The sequence below is a fragment of the Bradyrhizobium sp. AUGA SZCCT0177 genome, from assembly GCF_018130125.1.
GTDB lineage: Bacteria > Pseudomonadota > Alphaproteobacteria > Rhizobiales > Xanthobacteraceae > Bradyrhizobium.
Genome location: NZ_JAFCMA010000022.1, coordinates 21547 through 40940, shown reverse-complemented (window position 1 = coordinate 40940; position 19394 = coordinate 21547). Strand labels below are relative to the sequence as shown.

The 19394-nt window shown below is 62.8% G+C and carries 18 protein-coding genes and 1 riboswitch; of the genes, 7 read left to right on the top strand and 11 right to left on the bottom strand.

The window, feature by feature from the left end:
• Positions 1-29: 29 nt before the first annotated feature.
• From JQ597_RS24305 to JQ597_RS24295, 3 genes are read right to left on the bottom strand one after another with little or no spacing between them, the layout of a single operon-like run.
• Positions 30-860 carry an ABC transporter substrate-binding protein gene (locus JQ597_RS24305; protein ID WP_212267356.1) on the bottom strand — a complete coding sequence of 277 codons (831 nt, stop codon included), beginning with the start codon at positions 858-860 and terminating at the stop codon, positions 30-32.
• Positions 860-1642 (bottom strand): ABC transporter ATP-binding protein, encoded by a 783-nt coding sequence (locus JQ597_RS24300; protein WP_212267354.1) that lies wholly within the window; start codon positions 1640-1642, stop codon positions 860-862. The genes JQ597_RS24305 and JQ597_RS24300 overlap by 1 nt, the downstream gene beginning before the upstream one ends.
• The gene (locus JQ597_RS24295; RefSeq protein WP_212267352.1) at positions 1639-2682 is read right to left on the bottom strand and encodes a FecCD family ABC transporter permease; all 1044 of its coding nucleotides are present in this window, start codon (positions 2680-2682) and stop codon (positions 1639-1641) included. Before JQ597_RS24295 ends, JQ597_RS24300 begins: the two co-directional genes overlap by 4 nt.
• Positions 2683-2816: 134 nt before the next feature.
• Positions 2817-3016, top strand: a riboswitch (cobalamin riboswitch).
• A 114-nt stretch (positions 3017-3130) separates the two neighbouring features.
• Between JQ597_RS24295 and JQ597_RS24290 the strand changes: the two genes are divergently transcribed.
• The 4 genes from JQ597_RS24290 (at position 3131) to JQ597_RS24275 (ending at position 7175) form a co-directional block, all read left to right on the top strand.
• Entirely contained in the window at positions 3131-5410 is a 2280-nt protein-coding gene (locus tag JQ597_RS24290; protein WP_212267350.1) for a TonB-dependent receptor, read from the top strand.
• Between the two features lie 97 nt (positions 5411-5507).
• Positions 5508-6527 carry a DUF6925 family protein gene (locus tag JQ597_RS24285; RefSeq protein ID WP_212267347.1) on the top strand — a complete coding sequence of 340 codons (1020 nt, stop codon included), beginning with the start codon at positions 5508-5510 and terminating at the stop codon, positions 6525-6527.
• A 115-nt stretch (positions 6528-6642) separates the two neighbouring features.
• Positions 6643-6891, top strand: a complete 249-nt coding sequence (locus tag JQ597_RS24280) for a transcriptional regulator (RefSeq protein ID WP_249132835.1) — start codon at positions 6643-6645, stop codon at positions 6889-6891.
• The gene (locus tag JQ597_RS24275) at positions 6888-7175 is read left to right on the top strand and encodes a hypothetical protein (RefSeq protein WP_249148143.1); all 288 of its coding nucleotides are present in this window, start codon (positions 6888-6890) and stop codon (positions 7173-7175) included. The genes JQ597_RS24280 and JQ597_RS24275 overlap by 4 nt, the downstream gene beginning before the upstream one ends.
• Before the next feature lie 84 nt (positions 7176-7259).
• Here the strand turns inward: JQ597_RS24275 and JQ597_RS24270 are convergent, their stop codons facing one another.
• Both JQ597_RS24270 and JQ597_RS24265 read right to left on the bottom strand, forming a co-directional pair.
• Complete coding sequence (locus JQ597_RS24270) at positions 7260-7499, bottom strand: hypothetical protein (RefSeq protein ID WP_212267341.1); 240 nt, start codon at positions 7497-7499, stop codon at positions 7260-7262.
• A gap of 463 nt (positions 7500-7962) precedes the next feature.
• Positions 7963-9210, bottom strand: coding sequence for an ATP-grasp domain-containing protein (locus JQ597_RS24265; RefSeq protein ID WP_212267339.1), 1248 nt, complete (start codon positions 9208-9210; stop codon positions 7963-7965).
• A gap of 192 nt (positions 9211-9402) precedes the next feature.
• Here JQ597_RS24265 and JQ597_RS24260 point away from each other — a divergent pair, with 192 nt between their 5' ends.
• Both JQ597_RS24260 and JQ597_RS24255 read left to right on the top strand, forming a co-directional pair.
• Complete coding sequence (locus JQ597_RS24260; protein ID WP_212267337.1) at positions 9403-10641, top strand: MFS transporter; 1239 nt, start codon at positions 9403-9405, stop codon at positions 10639-10641.
• 80 nt (positions 10642-10721) lie between these two features.
• Positions 10722-12464, top strand: a complete 1743-nt coding sequence (locus tag JQ597_RS24255) for an N-acyl-D-amino-acid deacylase family protein (protein WP_212267335.1) — start codon at positions 10722-10724, stop codon at positions 12462-12464.
• Positions 12465-12553: 89 nt separating this feature from the next.
• Here the strand turns inward: JQ597_RS24255 and JQ597_RS24250 are convergent, their stop codons facing one another.
• Together JQ597_RS24250 and JQ597_RS24245 are read right to left on the bottom strand one after the other, a co-directional pair.
• Entirely contained in the window at positions 12554-12745 is a 192-nt protein-coding gene (locus JQ597_RS24250; RefSeq protein ID WP_212267333.1) for a hypothetical protein, read from the bottom strand.
• Positions 12746-12943: 198 nt separating this feature from the next.
• Positions 12944-14236 carry an enoyl ACP reductase FabMG family protein gene (locus tag JQ597_RS24245; RefSeq protein ID WP_212267331.1) on the bottom strand — a complete coding sequence of 431 codons (1293 nt, stop codon included), beginning with the start codon at positions 14234-14236 and terminating at the stop codon, positions 12944-12946.
• A 178-nt stretch (positions 14237-14414) separates the two neighbouring features.
• Between JQ597_RS24245 and JQ597_RS24240 the strand changes: the two genes are divergently transcribed.
• Complete coding sequence (locus tag JQ597_RS24240) at positions 14415-14987, top strand: outer membrane protein (protein ID WP_212267329.1); 573 nt, start codon at positions 14415-14417, stop codon at positions 14985-14987.
• A gap of 33 nt (positions 14988-15020) precedes the next feature.
• On the opposite strand, the gene JQ597_RS38315 is transcribed toward JQ597_RS24240, so the two are convergent.
• The 4 genes from JQ597_RS38315 to JQ597_RS24220 all read right to left on the bottom strand — a co-directional run bounded on the left by JQ597_RS38315 (position 15021) and on the right by JQ597_RS24220 (position 19234).
• Positions 15021-16058 carry an N-acetylmuramoyl-L-alanine amidase family protein gene (locus JQ597_RS38315; RefSeq protein ID WP_349628877.1) on the bottom strand — a complete coding sequence of 346 codons (1038 nt, stop codon included), beginning with the start codon at positions 16056-16058 and terminating at the stop codon, positions 15021-15023.
• 111 nt (positions 16059-16169) lie between these two features.
• Positions 16170-17279, bottom strand: coding sequence for a hypothetical protein (locus tag JQ597_RS24230; RefSeq protein ID WP_212267327.1), 1110 nt, complete (start codon positions 17277-17279; stop codon positions 16170-16172).
• A gap of 19 nt (positions 17280-17298) precedes the next feature.
• On the bottom strand, positions 17299-17958 hold the full coding sequence (locus tag JQ597_RS24225) for a glutathione S-transferase family protein (protein ID WP_212267325.1): 660 nt from the start codon (positions 17956-17958) through the stop codon (positions 17299-17301).
• 4 nt (positions 17959-17962) lie between these two features.
• A complete protein-coding gene (locus tag JQ597_RS24220; RefSeq protein ID WP_212267323.1) occupies positions 17963-19234 on the bottom strand; it encodes an MFS transporter in 1272 nt (423 codons plus the stop codon).
• Between the last annotated feature and the right edge of the window lie 160 nt (positions 19235-19394).

Here is a 19394-nt window from a genome sequence, read left to right as displayed (position 1 = left end):
AGGGACGACGAAATAGTCTTGCCGGGACTTCACCGCCCCACCCGCTTCAATTCCGCAGTCAGTACATCCAGCGCTTCCGCCAGCATCACGCCGCCGCATTCGGTCAGCCGTTCCGGAATCACGATGCGTTTCTCCGGCGGATAGAACCGCGCGAGTGCCGGATGCAGCAGAAAGGCCTGGCCGTCGTCGCGGGCGAAATCGCCGGCCTGCGACACCAGCAGCAAATCCGGTTTCTGGCTCACGATCGCCTCGAGTGAAGCGAAGCCGCCGAAATTGAAACCGAGATCACCGGCCGTGTTGAACAGCCCGGTCTCCGCCAGCAGCGAGCCGACAAAGCTGTCGCTGCCCGCGACCCAGCCGCGCCGCGACAGCGGCAGCACCCGATAGTGTTTTGCGGCGACAGCCTGGCGCGCCCGCGCTAACGCCGCATCGAGCAACGCGATCTGCGCCGCCGCGCGATCGGGGTGGCCGACGATATCGCCGAACTCGCGAATCTGGTCCTTCACTTCAGGCAGCGTTCGCGGCACCGGGAGTTCGGCGAGACGCAGCCCATGCGCTTTGAGCAATTCCCGCGTCGAACGCTTGTCGTACAGATTGGCGACGACGATGTCGGGCTTCAGCACCATCACGTCTTCCGCGCCGCCCGACAGTCTTGGATAGCGAGCGACGTCACCGGCCACCCAGGCATCGCGCGAATAACGCGAAAGCCCGAGGATCTGCTCGGGATCGGCTAGCGACAGCAGCAATTGATCGCTGCAGACGTTCATCGACACGATCCGCGGCAGCTTAGCTGATAACGCGGAGCCGGCCGGCATCGCCAGCGCGGCAACCGCCAGCAGCACGCCAAGCCGGCCGCGCATCACAGATCCGCCCACGGCACGATCACGGCCTCGCGCTGGTATTCGGCGCGGTAGGCGCTGATCCGGAACACGTCGGCTATCACCTGCTCCGACAGCGCTTCCACCGGTGCGCCCTGCGACACCAGCCGGCCCTCCTTCAGAACCAGCACATGATCGGCGAATCGTGCGGCCAGGCCGAGGTCGTGCGTCACCACGATGACCAGCACGCCCTTGTCGGCGGTGGCGCGCAAATTCTTCATCACGTCGATCTGATGGCGCGGATCGAGCGAGGCGGTCGGCTCGTCGGCCAATATCACCGGCGCTTCGACCGCCAGCACGCGCGCCAGCGCGACGCGGCTGCGCTCGCCGCCGGACAGTTCGGTGACGCGGCGTTCGCTGAATTCCACCACATCGACCGCCTGCATCGCGCGCAATACGGCTTCAGTATCCTTTGGCGACAGCCGCGCCGGATCGGTCGCGCCGTGCGGATAGCGGCCGAGCGCCACGATATCGCGCGCCGGCAGTGGCCAGTGCACGATGTGGCCCTGCGGCAGATAGGCAAAGCGTTTTGCGCGTTCACGCAGCGACAGATCGGCCAGCGCATCGCCGCCGATATGGATACTGCCTGAGGACGGCAGCAGCCCCGACAGCGCGCGCAGCAGCGTGGTCTTGCCGGCGCCGTTCGGTCCGACCAGGGCGACCAGATGACCCGCGGTCAGCGACAGCGATACATCGCTGAGCACATGGCGGCCGGCCAATGTCACGTTTACGCCCTGCGCCGTGAGAAGCGTTGCTTCGCTCATGCGACACCTCCCCCGAGCGCGCGGCGTTCGCGCGCGATCAGATAGAGGAAGAACGGCACGCCAATGATCGAGGTCAGCACGCCGACCTTGATGTCGCTGGTCGAGGGAATGATCCGCACCGCGATGTCGGCGGCGAGCAGCAGCGCCGAGCCTGCCAGCGCACTCGGCACCAGCAGCCGCGCCGGATCATGACCGATCAACGGCCGCATCAGATGCGGCGCGACGAGGCCGATGAAGCCGATGGTGCCGGTGACCGCAACCGCGCCGCCGACCCCAAGCGCAACGCCGGTGATCACGATCAGCCGCAGGCGCCCGACATCGACGCCGAGGCTCTGCGCGGTTTCCTCACCGAGGCTGAGCGCGCGAAAGGAATGGCGCTGGCTGAACAGGATAATACCACCGGCAACGATGAACGGCAGCGCCAGCATCACGTGCTGAAAACTGCGATCCTCCAGCGATCCGAGCAGCCAGAACGCGATCTCCAGCACCACGAAGGGATTGCTGGAGAGGTTCATCACCAGCGCGGTGGCGGCGCCCGCCAGACTCGAAATCGCAAGGCCCGCCAGGATCAGGATCAGCAGCCCGGCATTGCGGCCGGCGATCGTCAGCAGCACGAACACCGATCCGAAAGCGGCCATGATCGCCACCACCGGCAACGCATAGGAGCGCACATCGGCCCACCCCAGCGCGATCACCAGCACCGCGCCGAACGCGGCCGATTGCGGCGCGCCGAACAGCGAGGGCGAGGCCAGCGGATTGCGCAGCAGGCCCTGCAGCGACGCGCCTGACATTCCCAGGATGGCGCCGATCGCCAGCGCCAAGATGGTCCGCGGCAGGCGGATTTCCCGCACGATCACCTGCGACACATCGCTGCCGCCGCCGAGGAGAGCTTCCATCACCGCCAGCGGCGACAGCCGCACCGGCCCGATGCCGAGCGAGATCAGCACTAACAGCCCGACGAGGCCGGCGAGCGCGGCCGTCACGCCAATCCGGCGGCGCGCGGCCTCCTCGTTTGCAGCAATGATGGTCTCAACACTCATCGATCGTCCCCGGACGGTCAGCCCGTACCGCACAACGCGTTCGAACGGTACTGCTCATGCGACATAAAAGACGCACTCGTCCAGTGAGGATCGCAGGCGAGGCCTGATGGGATTGACTCTATCTTTGACAAACTTCTACCATAATTTTCGACGGTTCCCGTTTTGGGGATCAAAAGGGAATGCGGTGCGGGGACAGTCCCCCAATTCCGCGGCTGCCCCCGCAACTGTAAGCGGTGAATCTTTCGTCCTACGCCACTGGGATTCTCGGTCCTGGGAAGGCGACGAAAGGTAACGACCCGCAAGCCAGGAGACCTGCCGTCAGCCGTGGTCACACGCGAAGATGTCGGTCGGGGAGTACAGGCATTAGTTTCACCAGAGCTGCTTACAGCACGATGGTGGGACTTGGTTCGCTGTGACGTGCCACTGACGTCATACCGAGGCCTGAACCATGTCTTCCACCACCACTGCCGCCAAGCGGTGCCGCCGTTTTTTGCTGGCGTCCAGTTTTCTGGCGCCGATCATGGCGCTCACCAATTCCGGCGCGCAGGCCCAGCAGACCGCCACAGCGGATCAACTGCCGGCGATCGAGGTCAACCCGCCCGGCGACCAGAACCGGACCCGCGCCAAACCCGCTTCCGATCAGGGCTCGGGCACGCGCCGCGTCGTCGCGCCGAACCCGAGGCCGTCAAGCAATCGGAACCCTGCGCCGGGGACCGGCTCGAACGTCGCGTCACAAGGCGATGGCCAGGGCGGTGGCGGAACGCCCGTCCGGCAATTCGCCGGCATCGTCGGCACATCGGCGACCGTCATCACGGCTGAAGAAATCGCGCATTCACCCGCGCAGACCTTGCAGGAAATCATCGCGCAAACACCGGGCGTGCAGCTCACCAGCCTGTATGGCGGCGTCAACGGCGCGAAGACCAGCGTCGATCTGCGCGGATTCGGCGCGTTTGCGACCTCCAACACCCTCGTGCTCATCAACGGCCGCAGGCTCAATGACGTCGACATGGCCGGTGTCGATTTTTCGACCATCCCGCGCGATTCGATCGAGCGTATTGAAATCACCCGCGGCAACAGCGGCGCGGTGCTGTACGGCGACAATGCCGTCGGCGGCGTCGTCAACATCGTGCTGAAAAACGGCGTCGGCGGCCCGCCGGTCGCGATCCGCGGCGAAGCCGGCGTCGGCTCCTTCAACCAGCGCATGGCCTCGGTCTCGGCCGCGACCAATTTCGGTCCGTGGTCGACGTCGTTCTACGGCAACGCCATCAAGTCAGACGGCTACCGCGTCAACAACGCGCTCGACCAGCGCAACGGGGTCGGCAACCTCAACTACACCACGCCCGGCCTCAGCGCGTTCCTGACCGTGACCGGCGACGATCAGAAGCTCGGCTTCCCCGGCGGCCGCATCGTCGATCCCTCGATCGGCGTCAACGAACTGGTCACGGCCCGCACCGGCACCAGCACGCCGTTCGACTACGGCAACCAGCAGGGCGCCAGCGCCACCGCCGGCTTCACCAAGACCCTGTGGAACGGCGTCGATCTCATCATCGATGGCGGTGTGCGGGACAAGAAACAGCAGGCCGCGTTCTTCAATCCCTTCGCCAACAGTTACGTCGACAGCCATCTTCAGACATGGTCCCTGACGCCTCGATTGAGCGTCAAGAATGTAATGTTCGGACTACCCTCTTCGATCCTGACCGGCATCGATTATTACGATGCGACGTTCCATCAGGAGCGGCCGGAATTTAAGGGCACACCGCCGATCCATACTTACGATCTGTCGCAAAGAACGATTGCCGGCTATTGGCAGCAAACCCTTGGGCTGTTGCCGACAACGGATTTCTCGTACGGCGCGCGAATCCAGAACACCAGCCTGAGTGCGCGGGACCGCCTTAACGATCCGCCGAATTGCGCCCTGTTTTTTACCTGCGGCGCTCAGAACCTTCCGCTGGATAGCAGCGAAGTCCAGCACGCGCTGCATGTCGGCCTCGAACATCGCTTCAACAATATCGTCTCGGTATTCGGCCGGGCCGCCCGCGCGTTCCGCACGCCGAATGTCGACGAGAGATTGTCCTCCGGACCCTCCTTCGATCCTGTCTTCTTCACCCCAATTCCCGGCACCTTCCAGCTGAAAACCCAGACCTCGCACGACGTCGAAGGCGGCTTCCGCATCAAGTCGGGCGGATTCCAGATGCAATCGAGCATCTACAACATGGACCTCGAGAACGAGATCCATTTCGTCCCCGCGCTGTTCTACAACGTCAACCTCGATCCGACCCGCCGTTACGGCTCCGAGACCAGCGCCTCGCTTCGCATCAGCGACAGCGTGCTGCTGCGCGGCGGTGTGGCCTACACCCGGGCGGTGTTCCGTGAAGGGCAGTTCGCCGGCAATGACGTTCCGCTGGTGTCCCGCTACACCGCCAGTGGCGGCGTGACTTGGAACATCTGGCAAAATTATCTGGTTGCGGACGCCACGGTGCGCGGCTGGAGCGAGCGCTACATGGACAACGACCAGAAAAATACCCAGCGCCGCATCCCGGCCGATGCCACCATCGACTTCAAGCTGAGCGGGGCATATCAGCACTTCTTCTGGTCGGTGAGCGTCAACAACGTGCTCAACGCGCTGTACTACGACTATGCGATCGCAAGCTCGTTCACCGACGGCCGCTTCAGCGCCTATCCGCTGCCGGGCCGGACCTACATGGTGAAGGCCGGCGCGACGTTCTGAGCCCGGACGCCGGTCCGGGGCCCGCTCCGGACCGGCTTGTCCTGACCTGACAAGCCAGTATTCTCTTTGGCCCCGAGGGTTAAGGGAATGCTGGTTGATGCCTGATGTTTCCGCCGTCGCGGCGATCGATCTGTTGTTGCAGCGGGAAATCGCCGATCCCGACACGCAATGGAGCCTCGGCACGTTCGGCGCCATCGCCGAATTCGCACGCGACCGCGACGAGTCGGTGCGGCTGACGCAATCGATCGAGGCCGTTGCAGCCGTGACGCCGCGCGGCGGCATTGCGCTGAAACCGGGCGGCAACAGCCGGCCGTTCGCCTCCGAGAGCATCACCAAATCAGGCTGGAGCCATCGGATCGCGCTGTGCCTGCCGTCAGGCGATTGTGCGATGAACGGCCGCAACGCGCTGACGGAAATCGGCGCCGATCACGAGGCGCTGCGGCCGGAGGACCGAGAGTCCTTCCTGTTCGATCTCGGTCTCGGTGCGCTGCAGGCGGATTTCTGCGTGCGCGTCAGTAACCCCAGTCTCGCCACGCGGCTGCGCGAACTCTGCGGCCGCGCCATCTTCGAACACGACAATCCCGCGATGGGGATGATCCTTGGCGCGAACCCGCATCGCGTCTTCATCAGCCGGCTCGGCCGCATCGAGGTCTATCAGCCGATCCCGCCGCCCTCGGGCAAGAGCCCGGAAGGGCCGCACACGCACGTGCTGCCAAGACTCCTGAAAAGCGGCCGGACCCATGCCGCGACCGAGCCGGTTCCCGACGGCTGGATTCCCTGCGCGCACATCTATCCGCCGCATCCGTTGCGTGACGGAATGGGCGAAGCCCGGCCGTTCGACCGGACACGTCACCAGCGTTTTCAACGGATCCTGGCGGCGTGCGGCGATCCCGAAGCGCTCGCGATCAAGCAGCGCGTCGTCGATGCGGTGCTGGCGGGGGAACCGCCGGTGGCGATCGCCGGCGACCGTCACGGCCGCGCCGGCATCCGCATCGCGCTGCGCCAGGTCAAAGCCGAAGGTCAGGCGTCAACGACATTGGCAGCCTGGCTGGCCACTTTCGACCAGAGCGGTCCTGAAGACGGCGATGACCCCACCGCCCTTCACCATGAGGGCTGAATCAACGCGATAACGGGGCGTTTTCGACCCAAATTCGCCCCCTCAGCGGCGCAATCCATGGTATTACCGCCGAAACACCGCCCGACGGCATGCGTCGCGGTTTCAGAGGTATATGATGAACGACGAACCGAAGAGTCCGGCCGAAATGAAAGAGATTCGGCTGCACCGCAAGCGTACCCAGGAGGTCGAGGGCATCAAGGCGATGGCCGAGATCGCGGCCTCCGACATCGCGATTCGCAAGCGGACTGAAAAGCTGCGCGCGCTGCGGCTGGCCAAGGAAGCTGAAGACCTTGCCAATCCGCCCGAACCGAAGGCCAAGCCTAAAGCGAAAGCCAAAGTGGCGAAGAAGGCTAACGTAAAATGACGAAAGATGATCGCGACCGCGCCCAGGCGCGTCTGGATAAAACCACCCGCGCAGCCCAGGACGCGCGGTCCGGCAAGGCCGACCGCGATGCGGCCTCGAGGGCCATGCTCGACAATATGGCGAAGCTGAAGGCGTTGCGGCTTGCCCGCGAGGCCGCCGCACCTCCGGCTCCCGTCAAGGCAAAGAAGGCAGCGACCAAATCGAAGAAGCCGGGCGAGAAGCGCCCGACCCCCGCGTTGGGCGATTGGCTGGCGAGCCAGCAAAGCGGCGGACGACGGACTTAACATCGAAGACCTTGAGCTGAGCTCCTTGAGCTCAGCTTTGAAGTCCAGTCTTGAAGTTCAGTCTAAAAATTCGGTCTTGCAGCGTTACGCCGGTGGCCAATGGATCATCGAGCGCGTCTTGGTCTCGGCGTCATAGACCTGCACTTGCAGCATCTGGAATTTGTTCTTGAGCGCCGTGCCCGCCTCTTCGGCGGCTTCGACCGTGTCGTGGTGCGATTTGAAGTGACCATCCACGACAAGCGAATATCCATTGGTCGGCGCCTTGTCGGCGCGAATGATCTTGCGCGGCTGCTGTTCTTCGGTCTCGATGCGAGGCTTCTTCATTTTGGCTCCGTGTGATTGCCCCGTTTGAAGCAATATCGGCAAAAAGGGCAAGGAAAATTCGTGTTGCTGCCGCTAGTATAATGCGCAAAGTCGGTCGTATTACGGTGAATGCGTCAATTCGTCCGGATAAAGCCGGTTGAGCCGGCAAAAAGGCGCGATATGGGCGGAAACGGCAAAAAGAGCGAGCCTCCTAGGCAGGACAACGACAAGCCCGTGAAGCCGAAAGGCCCGCCTGTCGAGGACGACGATTACGAGGATGGCGACATCGCCACGCCCAAGCACGACCGCCACGGCACTGACGACGAGCCGTTGTGAATTCCATGTCGTCCCGGCGAACGCCGGGACCCATACGCCGCGGCCGTTGTGATACGGCAAGCGGCTAGAGACTCCTAAACAACAAGCGTCGGTGGGTCCCCCGATGCGCAATTGCGCATCTGAGCTCAAGGCCGGGACGACGCGAGATCTAACCAAACCCATCGCTTTCGATCTTCCGGATACTCCCGACATCGAGCAGATGCGCGCCAAAACCCCCGCGCGCCAGTTTGATCGCTGACGACGGCGAGGCCAGCAGAAATGCAGCGGTCATCGCCAGCGGCACGGCGCTGAACCAGTCCAGCCGTACCGGCGTGAGTTCTTCGCGGCTGCCGGCATAGGGTCCGCTGGCGGTAAACACCCGGCCGCATTCCCGGATAATATCGCCCCGCGTGCCGCCGCGCGATGCGCAACCGAGCAGCGCCTGCATCGCCAGATGCGTGAGCACGCCCTCGCGGCTCTCCGGCAACGGCTCCGGCGTCTCGCCTTGCGAGACACGCAGCAGCAACCCAACGAGATCAATGCCGGCGCGGTAGGCGTTGACCGGCTCGACCAGCCGCGGGTTGCAATCGATCAGGAGCGGCGCCGTACCATCGTCGGGCATGATAAAATCGACCGACAACGCACCGTGCCAGCCGAGTTGCCCGCCGATCGTCTCGAGATAGGCGCGCACTATCGGCCGGCCCACGCTTTGCTTGATCGCCTCGCCGCCACCGACGCCGGCAGCGACTTGCCGATAGGCATGAAAGCCGACCAGCCGTCCCCGGCAAAACACCGACTGCGCCTTCTCGGTGGTGCCCGTGATGAGGTCCTGCGCCAGCACCTCGCCCGCGAACGCATCACCGGCGTCGAGATCACACAGTGCTATTTCCAGATCATCCGTATTGCGCACGAACCAGACGCCGCGGCTTGCGGTGCCGATCGAGGTCTTGACCACGGCTGGAAAACCGATGGCGTCGCGCAGCGCGCGTGCAGATTTCACGATCCGCGTCGGCGGCTGCGGCAGCTTCCACTGATCGAGCAGCCGGCTGAATCCGGCCTTGCTGTGCGCGGCGCGATAGCTCTCGAATGAAGGCAGCGCAACACCGGCACGGCCCTCCAGTCGCGCGCGCATCCGCGCAAACAGAAAACCCTGCTCATGCGTCGGCAGCAGCACATCGAAACGTTCGCGCGCCAGCAATTGCTCGACAAACGCCAGAAATCCGGCGGGGTCTGCGCGCAGGCCCGGGCAGCGGTGAAATTTGCGGACGAAGCGTGAGAACCGCGCCAGGCAATGGGCGGAGGGATCGCAAACCTCGACATGATGGCCCGACAGGCCCAGTATCGTGATGGCCTCGCGGGCTGAGGTACTGGAACCTTCTGACACCAGCACCCGGAGCGGCTTCCCCGGATCGATCATGCCGGATCATTGCCGCGCCAGCCGACTTTGTCCCTGAACTTATTGACGCATTTGGCCCCTTCCGCGCCCTGCGCCGGGGCAGCCATGCAGCGGTACTCATGGACAAATAACGGCTAACCACTATTTTCGGCGGGCATTTTCAAAAAGCCAGCCTTTGCCGGGCCGTAGATCGAGACGGGGTTTGACGCTGATATGGTCGATGTTCTGACCGCACCGCAACACGTGAAAGCGGACAGTTCTCTGCGCACGCTGGCGGGAATTTCGGTGGCCCATTGGGTCAGCCATTTCCATATCTTCGTGTTGCCGATGCTGTTTCCTTATCTGAAGGCACAGCTCGGCGTCGGCTATATCGAGCTCGGCTTCGCCCTGACCGTATTCGGATTGGTGTCCGGCCTGACCCAGGCGCCGATCGGCTATCTCGCCGACCATATCGGCGCGCGCAAGGTGCTGTTGATCGGCCTTTGTGTCGGCGGCCTGGCGCTGATCATGCTCGGCATGCATCTGAGCTACACGTCACTGATCGTCTGCGCCGCTCTGCTTGGTCTCGCCAACAGCGTCTATCACCCCTGCGATTACGCGATCCTCTCCACCCATATGGATGAAGCGCGGATGGGCCGCGCGTTTTCGATCCACACTTTTGCGGGCTTCCTCGGCGGCGCGGTGGCGCCCGCGATCATGGCGGCACTCGTCGCTTGGGTCGGAGGTCTCGGCGCGCTGATCGTGGCCGGCGCGGTCGGACCTGTCGTAGCGCTGCTGCTGATCGCCGTCGGCATTCCCGATGCGAGTTCGGCCGACCGCAAGACCGATGGCGCGGCCGCACCCCAGCAAAGCGTCATTACATCGGCGATCATCATGCTGACGTTCTTCTTCATGCTGCTTGGTCTCTCCAACGCCGGCATCAGCAATTTCGGCGTGGTCGCGCTGATGAGCGGCTATGGCGTGACATTCTCGGCCGCCAATATCGCGCTGACGGCGTTTCTCGGCGCCAGTGCGGCGGGCGTGCTGGCCGGCGGTTATCTCGCCGACCGCACCACGCGCCACGGACAGGTCGCCGCCGCCTGCTTTGGAATCAACGCCATCATCATGCTGGTGATCGCGACGACCACCTTGCCGTCGGTGGTGCTGACCGCGGCGATGGGAATTGCCGGGTTCCTCGGCGGCGTGATCGCGCCCTCCCGCGACATGCTGGTGCGCAACGCCGCCCCTCCAGGTGCGGCCGGCCGCGCTTTCGGGATCGTCTCCACCGGCTTCAACTTCAGCGGCATTCTGAGCCCGCTATTGTTCGGCTGGATCATGGACCAGCACCTGCCGCATTGGGTGTTCGGCGCCTCCGTCGCCTTCATGGTCCTGACGGTACTGCTCGCATTGATCACCGACCGCAAACCGAAAACGCGGTCGGAGGGCCCGGTCACAAGCGTGATGCATTCCTGAACCTCAATCCCGGCGGTTGACTGCATCAGGGGATATCAGATGATGCAGTCAACAAAATTTCAAACCCGGGATGAATCGCCATGACCAGTTCCCATGATCTCGTGATCCGTGGCGGCAATATTGCCGATGGCAAGGGCGGCGACCTCTATGAAGCCGATATCGCCATCTCGGGCGGCCGCATCACCGAGGTCGGCAAGGTTTCGGGGAAAGGCAAGGAAGAGATCGACGCCCGGGGCAAACTGGTCACACCCGGCTTCGTCGACGTCCACACCCATTATGACGGCCAGGTCACCTGGAGCCAGGAGATTACGCCGTCGTCGCAGAACGGCGTCACCACAGCGATCATGGGCAATTGCGGCGTCGGCTTCGCGCCGTGCCGGCCGAGCGACCATGTCCGCCTGATCCAGCTGATGGAAGGCGTCGAGGATATTCCGGAGCCGGTGTTGAGCGCCGGCATTCCCTGGGCCTGGGAAAGCTTTCCGGATTACATGGAGTGGCTGTCGAAAAGGAATTTCGACATGGATGTCGGCGCGCAGCTGCCGCACGCGGCCTTGCGCGTCTATGTGATGGGCGACCGCGGCGCGCGCCGCGATCCCTCCACGCCTGACGACAACAAGGCGATGGCGGCGCTCGCCGCCGACGCCGTGCGCGCGGGCGCACTCGGTTTCTCGACCTCGCGCACCCTCAACCACCGCACATCGACCGGCGACTACACGCCGACCTTGAAGGCCGGCGAGGACGAGCTGACCGCGATTGCCGCCGCGATGCACGGCCAGGGCCGCAGCGTGCTGCAATTCGTGCTCGATCTCTCCACCCTCAACGAAGATCTGCCGATGATGCTGCGGGTGGCCGAGAACACCAAAATCCCGGTGTCGTTCTCGATCACGCAAAACGACAAGGCGCCGCAGCGCTGGCGCCAGACGCTCGACACCATCGCGGAGGCTTCCGCGCGCGGCCTGTCGATCACCGCGCAGATCGCCGCCCGCCCGGTCGGGCTGATGCTGGGCCTCGAATTGTCGCGCAACCCGTTCCAGACCCATCCGAGCTATCAGGCGATCGCGAAACTGCCGTTGAAGGAGCGGCTGGCACGTTTGCACCAGGCGGAAGTGCGCGCCGCGATCCTGAGCGAACACGCGACCGCGACCGATGACCCGCTGTTCTTCCGTCCGAACTACGACAAGATGTATCTGCTCGGCAATCCCCCTGATTACGAACAGCCGCCGGAAAATACGTTGGGCGCGCAGGCCCGCCGCTTGGGCAAGCAGGCGGAAGAGCTGGCCTACGACGCGATGCTCACCGACGACGGCCGCGGCATGCTCTACGTGCCGTTCCTCAATTATGCCGACGGCAATCTCGATGCGACGCGCGAGATGCTGCGCGACCCGAACGCGGTGCCGGGCCTTTCCGACGGCGGCGCGCATTGCGGCATCATCTGCGATGCAAGCTTCCCGACCTACCTTCTGACGCACTGGACCCGCGACCGCAGCCGCGGCGAAAAACTCTCGATCCCGTTCGTGGTCGCGGCGCAGTCGCGCAAGACCGCGCTCTCGGTCGGTCTCTACGATCGCGGCGTGATCGCGCCGGGCTTCAAGGCCGACGTCAACGTGATCGACTACGACAAATTGCATCTGCATCCACCGAAGGTACATTACGATTTGCCGGTCGGCGGCCGCCGGCTGATGCAGCAGGTCGACGGCTATGACGCCACCATCGTCTCCGGCGTGGTGACGCAGCGTAGCGGCAAGGCCACCGGCGCACGCCCCGGCAAACTGGTGCGCGGCGCGCAGGGTATCCAGCCGAAGTTCGGCGCGGCGGCGGGCTGACGCAGGTTCGGCTTAGCCGCAATCGAGGTCGATCGCGTTACCGCGCTTCGACACCCAACGTCGCAACGCTCGTTCCAACTCGTCGCAGATCAGGCGCCGCCAAACTTGGACGGATCATTGTAGCTCGGGGTCTGGTCCTGCAGCACGGGCGGGAAGCGCGGGTCCACAGGCTGGACGGGACGGACAATGACATGTCGCGGCTTGGCGTGATGCACCTTCTTTGCGGCGCTGGCAGAAGCACTAAAGGCGATCAAAACACCTAGGGCCAACACAAAACGCATCGCAAATATCCTTTAATCAGCTACCCCGTTTGATCAGCTACCCCGCTTCCCATGTGTAGGGCGGAACGCAGCGCCGCAATCTGTGACGGCATCAGGATCGCTCAAATCGGGGTGATCGCAAGGCACAGGCGCACGCCCGGGCAAACCGCTGCGCGGGGGCGCAGGGGTGTCACAACCGAAGTTTGGCGCCTCGGCGCGTCAGGCCTTGGTCGCAGCCTCAGTCACGAACTGATGACCGACCCACCATACGGATTGGCGGGGATTCAATGCCTCATGCAGCATGGCGTATCCGCAGGCCTTGAACACGATTTCGCTCAGCGCCGCCGTGAGAAGCTTGCGGCCGTCCTTGTGCATGTCGATAATTGCTTTCGACGTGGCGTGCATCAATTCCATCTGCTCGGGACCATTGTGCTGCGGCCATTGTTCGAACTTGGTCCAGCGCTGAATAATGTCTGACCGGAAATAATTGTCGGTGAGCTCGATCAGTGCCTCAAGGCTGTGCTCGGGCTTCAGCAGGTCAGAACACTCGGCCAGAAGTTTTTTGGTAACCGGATGATCGGGCGCCTCTTTTTTGAAGGCGGCGAGAAGCGGATAGAGCGCCACTTCAACACCCAGAAATATCGAGCTTGAATTGGTCAGTATCTCCGGCGCATTGAAGACACTCGCTTTCACGCCATCCGCGGTCGCGCGCCGCGCGATATTCTCGAGTTCGATTTTCGCGAAACCCTGCAGGTAGGGTGAGTAGCTCTGCCAGTGATACTCGCCGGCAATAAGGATCTCGGTGCCATGATAGCCGTAGGCCACGTAAGAAACCTGACCGCCGTTCTTGGCGACGCTGTCGCGCAGCCCGGAACTCAGTTCGATCAGATCCGAAAGGCTATTCGCGCTCACATCCATAAAGCTCATTTCGCAGAGCCGGCCGAGGTCGCCTTCCCAAAATTCCTTGGAAGAGGTCGCGGTCCCTTTGAAGACCCGGTTCATCACGGGCATCATGATCTTCGCGCGCGGAACTCCGCCGGCCATGGTGTGAGCGATCAGGACCTTGGCGCCATCGGGAATTTGCTTTTGCAACTCGACCAGATATTGCTGCACGCGCACGCGAAAATTTTCGCGGCCGGCTTTGCGCGACTCTTCCACCTGCGCAAGATCAACCGTGGCCTTGTCCCACTCGCTGAGTTTTAAACCCTTGAGCTGGTCGCATGGGCTGAGACCCTTGCTCGATTTTGCCAGATCGAATCCGCATTCCAAGGGAACGTTGACCAGCGGCTGGTCTTTCTCGGCCAACTCTTCCGCTGTCAAAGGCCGCAGCTGCTCATTTTCATCGCGGCGTCCGACCGTGCCATAGATGACTGTCATCCCGGCCTTCTTGGCTTCATCGATCAGGCCGTTGACGTAACCTCGGGCAAAGACCTCGCCGAAAATGACCAGAACGTCGTTTTTGCCATAGCCTGAAACGGGGTTGACCTGACGAAGCGGCTCGAACTTTTGCACGCGGATATCCTTGGCTGGAGAGGTTCTTCGAATACTAACAAATTGACCGGTACCAAGTACATCGGTTCCATCCTGAACCCAAGCATGAACCCAAGTATCGATACGCTGTCGATACGCGCCGTGCTGGCATTCCCCATACCCGGAGGGTATAATTTGAGGGAATTTGGCGATGGTACGAATGTCGATTTTTACAGGCAGATTAGGTCTCGCGCTCGTCCTGGCGGCGCTCTGTCTGGGCGGGCGGACGGCCCATGCCCAGGCCGCCCCCGTGCCATATTGGAGCCCGAGTTGGCCCCTCGGCTTTGGCGGGACCCTGCCCTCCGACCAGGACTCCCCGACGCGCTACAATTTCCAGAACGGCATGTTTATCAGCGGCACCAGCATTCCTGCGGGAATGAACTGGAACGGCATCAACCAGGCTGGAGCGTTCGGCAATTTCGGCTCGCTCCGTTACGAGGGTATGCAGGCCGGCTACAATTTCGGAAGCCCGGGCGGGTTACCCGTTTCGCTCTATGCCGGGTTCGAAACCTTGAAATACGATAGCGGCATCGGCGGTCCGTTTGCGGCGTTCGACAAGAAGTCCGGCACATTGCCGGGCTATCGCGCGAATGCCGGCATCGAATTTCAGCCGGCGCCGAATCTTAGCCTGTCACTCGGATTCGGCTACACCCAGCGGTCCGGGAGCATCCCCATCGACAGCGAAATCAATTCGCTGCCCGGCGCTTCGATTATCCCCAGCGCTCCCCGCTGACGCAGGGCTTCCGGCCAACTCCGGTCGTCGCCATCAGAGCGGACCGAGGATGCCCCATCGACGATCGCAATATTCCTTGATGGCCGCGGCGACACCGCTGCTGATGATGTCCCGGCGTTCGGCTGAGTCCATCTGGAGCTCTTCGTCCCGGTTGATGATCGAGCCCGCCTCCAGCAGCACGGCAGCCATCCTGGTCTTTTTCAGCACGATGAGCTTGTCATAGCTGTAGACACCGGTTTCCTTGTTCAGCAGCGGATGCTGGTAGCGGCCCATGATGGGCTGCGAATATTGCTCGGCATATTTCAGGCCCTGGGCCTTCATTTCCTTCGCCAGCAGTTCGGCGATCGAGAGGCTCGCCTTGTATTCCGGGTTGTTGCTGGAAACGAACACGGAATAGCCGCTGAAGCGGTCGCTGAAACGGCTTTTCCTGCCGCCGAATTCCCAATCCTCGAGAAATTTTTTGGGCACGGAGTCATGGTGGATCGACAGGAACAGATTCGCGGGCAGATCGTTCGCTGCGGCGACGCGCTTGACCAGGCTGGCCCTCGCCTTGCCTTCGGTCAGCAGCAACTTCGTCTCGGTAAAGCCTTCGGCCTTCAGTTTCTCCTCGATCCGCTGCGTCAGCCGCAGATTGTAGACGAACTCGGAAACGTTGCGGGCGCTGATCGCGCCTTCCGACTGGGCGGTATGCCCCACATCCAGAACGATCCGGAACTTTGACGGTTCGCAGGTGGTTGCGACCGTCTTCGAAACCGGCGGCTTGGCCGCCGCCTTTGGGGCAACAGCCTTCGCCGTGCGGTGCTTGGGCGCGGCGGCAGGCTTCGCTACCCTGGCAGGCTTTGACGAAGCGGCCGGCTTTGGCGCGGCGGCGCGCCTTTGCGATGAACTCTGCTTTGGCGCCTGACGCTTTGGCGATTGAACTTGCTTTGACGTGCCCTTGAAGACATCAGACAGCCAGCCGGCATGGCTGGCCTCGACCGGCAGAAGCAGCAACGCAACCATCGCGGCGACGGTGGTGCGGCAGCGGGGCAAACCGCCAAAGCCTGCGAATGTTTTCCTTACCGACAGCAATCCCCACTCTCCCCCAGAGTGACCTCTATGCGCGCTTCATGACCGCATCGGACAGCATCGGCCGGGAGTATGAACCATGAGTTACCGGTTGCAAGGTTCCACCGGCCGGCTTCAAACCTTTTGCCCCGCCTTGATCTCCTTGAACCTGGCAAGCGCCTGTTCGAATTTGGCATTGAACAGCCACATCGCATCGAGGATTTCGCGCATGGTTGCAGACGTCCGCGCCCTGTCGGCCTGTCCAAAGGTGAAAACGCTGTTGTTCCGCAAGAATCCCATGATGACAGGATCGGAAATCCGGTAGTTGAGTAAATTGCCCGACTTAAGCGCGGATTTGGTCGGCGCGGGAATAATCTGGATCAGCTCGAACAGCTTCATCTGATCGATCGGATCCGGCAGCGTTTTCACGATTGCCGGCACCTGCGGAAAAACTTCCGCATGCGCGTTCATCAGGGCATCCCGCACCGAGGTCCAGTGGTTGAACCGGTGATCCATATTGCCGGCCCGCGCCTCCTCTTTGTCGTCGCGCTGGATCAGCGCAGGATCGAAAGCTGCGATCGACGGTTTTATCGCCGCCCACTTCCTGCGGCCGTTCAGATCTTCCGATGTGCCGGTTTGCAGGCTGCCCTTGTATTTGTTCGAGCGCGCATTGCCGATGGTTTGATCGCCATTGGTCTCGGCAAAGAACAGCCCAAGGCTGATCCGGCCTGCCGCCTCGGCATTGACAGCATCGAGGCCTTTGGCGCGCGCAATCGCCGTTCCCAGATCGACGACGTCCTTGAACGGGGTATCTGATTTTTGCGCGTTGGCGGGCGGCGCCTGCATCACATCGAAAAGCTTCCGGTACTCGTCGAGCAGCGGCTCGGTAGCCACGTTGAAATAGGCCGGCGGGATTTCGTATTTGTTGGGCCCACCGATTTTGGACGGCAGCACGTCGGTGAGATCCTTGTAGGCGCTCAGCATTTTGTTGCGCGCCAGATAGAGCGCCTGTCCCGGCAGGTTCGGCAGCGGCTGCTTCGCATTGATCTGCGCGCGCCGCTGTCCCAGGATCGCCTCGAAGTTCTTCACCGAATCATTGTACGCATTGAGCGCGTCCGATTGCGTCTTCGTGAGCGCACCCTGCGCCATCGCGTTGCCCGTGAAACCGATGGCCATCGGCAGCGCGCACAACAGCGCGAGCGCAAGCGCCGCCAAGGGTGCACCGGTAAAAGCTCTGATCCCCATGGCCGTCTCCCAACGCCCGCTATGCCGGCCGGTTCATCGTCAACCGCAGATCCGATCCCACCGGCATCAGCTCGTAGGGCGGCTTCCATCCCGGCAGCGCGGCAAGGCGCTTCCGCCAGGCATCAAGTGCGGGATAATCCGCTGCGATGTCGAAGCCGGTCTCTTCCGGCGGATAAAAAACATACCCGGCCAGCGAGAAATCCACGATGGTCGGCCGGTCGCCCAGCATGAAGGCGCGATCCCTGAGGTGTTTGTCGGCGATTGCAAAACTCGACTCGGTCCGCGCGCGCAGGAACGAAAGGATCGCCGGATGCACCGGCTCCGGCATGAAAGATCGCTGAAACCGGTGCATTGCATGGTTGTTGGTGAACTTGTGATTGTCGAACATGATCCAGCGCAAGGCTTCGTATCGCTCGTCGGCGGCGGGCGCGAAATGGCCGGTGGTTTCCGCAAGCCAGACCAGGATCGCACCCGATTGCGACATCAACTGCCCGTCGACTTCGAGCACGGGCACCTCGCCCATCGCATTGGTGCCGGCGCGCCAGTTCGGATCGCTGGTCGCACCGCCCGCGAAATCGACCCCGACCGGCTCCCAGTCGAGGCCGGCGCAGTTCATGTACAGCGCCAGCTTGTAGGAATTGCCCGAGGCGCCGATGCAATGCAGCTTGTAGCGGGCCATTGGCTCACGCGAACTTCGGTTGTGCGGCCTGAGCCAGCAGCCGCGCCCGCTCGCTGTTAGGCCACAGCAGCAGCAGGCCGAGCAGTCCCGACGACACCATAACGACCGCGTTGATGGTGAAGCCGGTCAGATAGCCGTCGAGCGGCGTTGCCGCGTGCTTGATGACGCTTCCCATCACCAGGGGAGCGATAATGCCCGCCAGCGTGTAGATCGCGCCGTAGATCGCGATCACGGCGCCGCGCTGCTGCACCGGCGTGAACTCGCCGAGCATCGGCGGACAGACCACATAGATCGAGCCGCTCAACCCGGTACCGACCACGAGCAGCGCAACCATCATTCCGCCCGGCGCGGAATAGGGCATCATCGCGAGAATCAGGCCGCCGATGATCAGCGGCACCGATCCCAGCACGCCGCGCGCGCCGCGGGTGGTAAAGCCCCGCGTCAGCATCACCTGCGAAATCCAGCCTGTGAGCAGCACGATCACCGCGCCGAACACCCAGGGCAGCACCGAAACCCAACCCGCATCCTTTTGCGAGAAGCCGAGCCCCTGCACGATGAAGGGCGTGAACCAGGTGAGGCCGAGCGACAGCGCCCAATACGCCCCGAAGGTCGCGGCACAGCAGCCGATGAAGGTGCGCGAGGTCAGGAGCTGAAAATAGGGAACGCGCGGATCGTTGGCGGCCATCGTTACCGTCTGCACCAGCGGGCCTTCCTTGCCCATGATCAGCCACGCCACCACCCACATCAGGCCGACCACGCCGAGCGCGCCGAACGCATAATGCCAGCTGTGATTGACGATGATCCAGTTCAGCGCGGGCACCGCGAGGATCACGCCGAAGGCGGAACCCTGCGACAGGATCGCGGTCGGCAGGGTGCGCTTCTCGTCCGGAAACCATTTGTAGATCGCATGCACCGCTACCGCGAACGCCGGGCCCTCGCCGGCGCCGAGAATGATGCGGCAGATCAAGAGCGTGGTGAAGCTGACGGTACCGACCATCGGGAATTGCGCCACCGACCAGATCACCGCCATCGCCAGCAGAACCCAGCGGGTCTGGACGCTATTGACGATGAAGCCGACGACGATCGCCGAGATCGAAAACAGCAGGAAGAACGAGGAGCCGAGTGTGCCGAACTGCTCCGCGTCGAGCTTCAACTCGGTCATGATCGGCACGCCGGCGAGGCCGACCACGATCTTGTCGGCAAAATTGACCAGCATGAACAGAAACAGCAGAAATGTGATTTTCCAGGCGCCCTTGGGCGTCACATGTTCGGTCATGGCTGCTACCCCAAGTTTATCGCTGCCGATTCAGTGACTTCGGCATGCGATGCTAGCCATGGCCTCGCCGGCAAGGCAACTACGCATTTTGACCGGAAACGTGCCCTGCAACTTTGCGCCGCCTGATGCGCACCGTTACAACCGAATCACGATCCCGTCG

Bases quoted from the DNA above. Each gene is read 5' to 3' on its own strand.
- JQ597_RS24305 (WP_212267356.1), bottom strand. From the start codon at position 860: ATGCGCGGCCGGCTTGGCGTGCTGCTGGCGGTTGCCGCGCTGGCGATG.
- JQ597_RS24300 (WP_212267354.1), bottom strand. From the start codon at position 1,642: ATGAGCGAAGCAACGCTTCTCACGGCGCAGGGCGTAAACGTGACATTG.
- JQ597_RS24295 (WP_212267352.1), bottom strand. From the start codon at position 2,682: ATGAGTGTTGAGACCATCATTGCTGCAAACGAGGAGGCCGCGCGCCGC.
- JQ597_RS24290 (WP_212267350.1), top strand. From the start codon at position 3,131: ATGTCTTCCACCACCACTGCCGCCAAGCGGTGCCGCCGTTTTTTGCTG.
- JQ597_RS24285 (WP_212267347.1), top strand. From the start codon at position 5,508: ATGCCTGATGTTTCCGCCGTCGCGGCGATCGATCTGTTGTTGCAGCGG.
- JQ597_RS24280 (WP_249132835.1), top strand. From the start codon at position 6,643: ATGAACGACGAACCGAAGAGTCCGGCCGAAATGAAAGAGATTCGGCTG.
- JQ597_RS24275 (WP_249148143.1), top strand. From the start codon at position 6,888: ATGACGAAAGATGATCGCGACCGCGCCCAGGCGCGTCTGGATAAAACC.
- JQ597_RS24270 (WP_212267341.1), bottom strand. From the start codon at position 7,499: ATGAAGAAGCCTCGCATCGAGACCGAAGAACAGCAGCCGCGCAAGATC.
- JQ597_RS24265 (WP_212267339.1), bottom strand. From the start codon at position 9,210: ATGATCGATCCGGGGAAGCCGCTCCGGGTGCTGGTGTCAGAAGGTTCC.
- JQ597_RS24260 (WP_212267337.1), top strand. From the start codon at position 9,403: ATGGTCGATGTTCTGACCGCACCGCAACACGTGAAAGCGGACAGTTCT.
- JQ597_RS24255 (WP_212267335.1), top strand. From the start codon at position 10,722: ATGACCAGTTCCCATGATCTCGTGATCCGTGGCGGCAATATTGCCGAT.
- JQ597_RS24250 (WP_212267333.1), bottom strand. From the start codon at position 12,745: ATGCGTTTTGTGTTGGCCCTAGGTGTTTTGATCGCCTTTAGTGCTTCT.
- JQ597_RS24240 (WP_212267329.1), top strand. From the start codon at position 14,415: ATGTCGATTTTTACAGGCAGATTAGGTCTCGCGCTCGTCCTGGCGGCG.
- JQ597_RS24230 (WP_212267327.1), bottom strand. From the start codon at position 17,279: ATGGGGATCAGAGCTTTTACCGGTGCACCCTTGGCGGCGCTTGCGCTC.
- JQ597_RS24225 (WP_212267325.1), bottom strand. From the start codon at position 17,958: ATGGCCCGCTACAAGCTGCATTGCATCGGCGCCTCGGGCAATTCCTAC.
- JQ597_RS24220 (WP_212267323.1), bottom strand. From the start codon at position 19,234: ATGACCGAACATGTGACGCCCAAGGGCGCCTGGAAAATCACATTTCTG.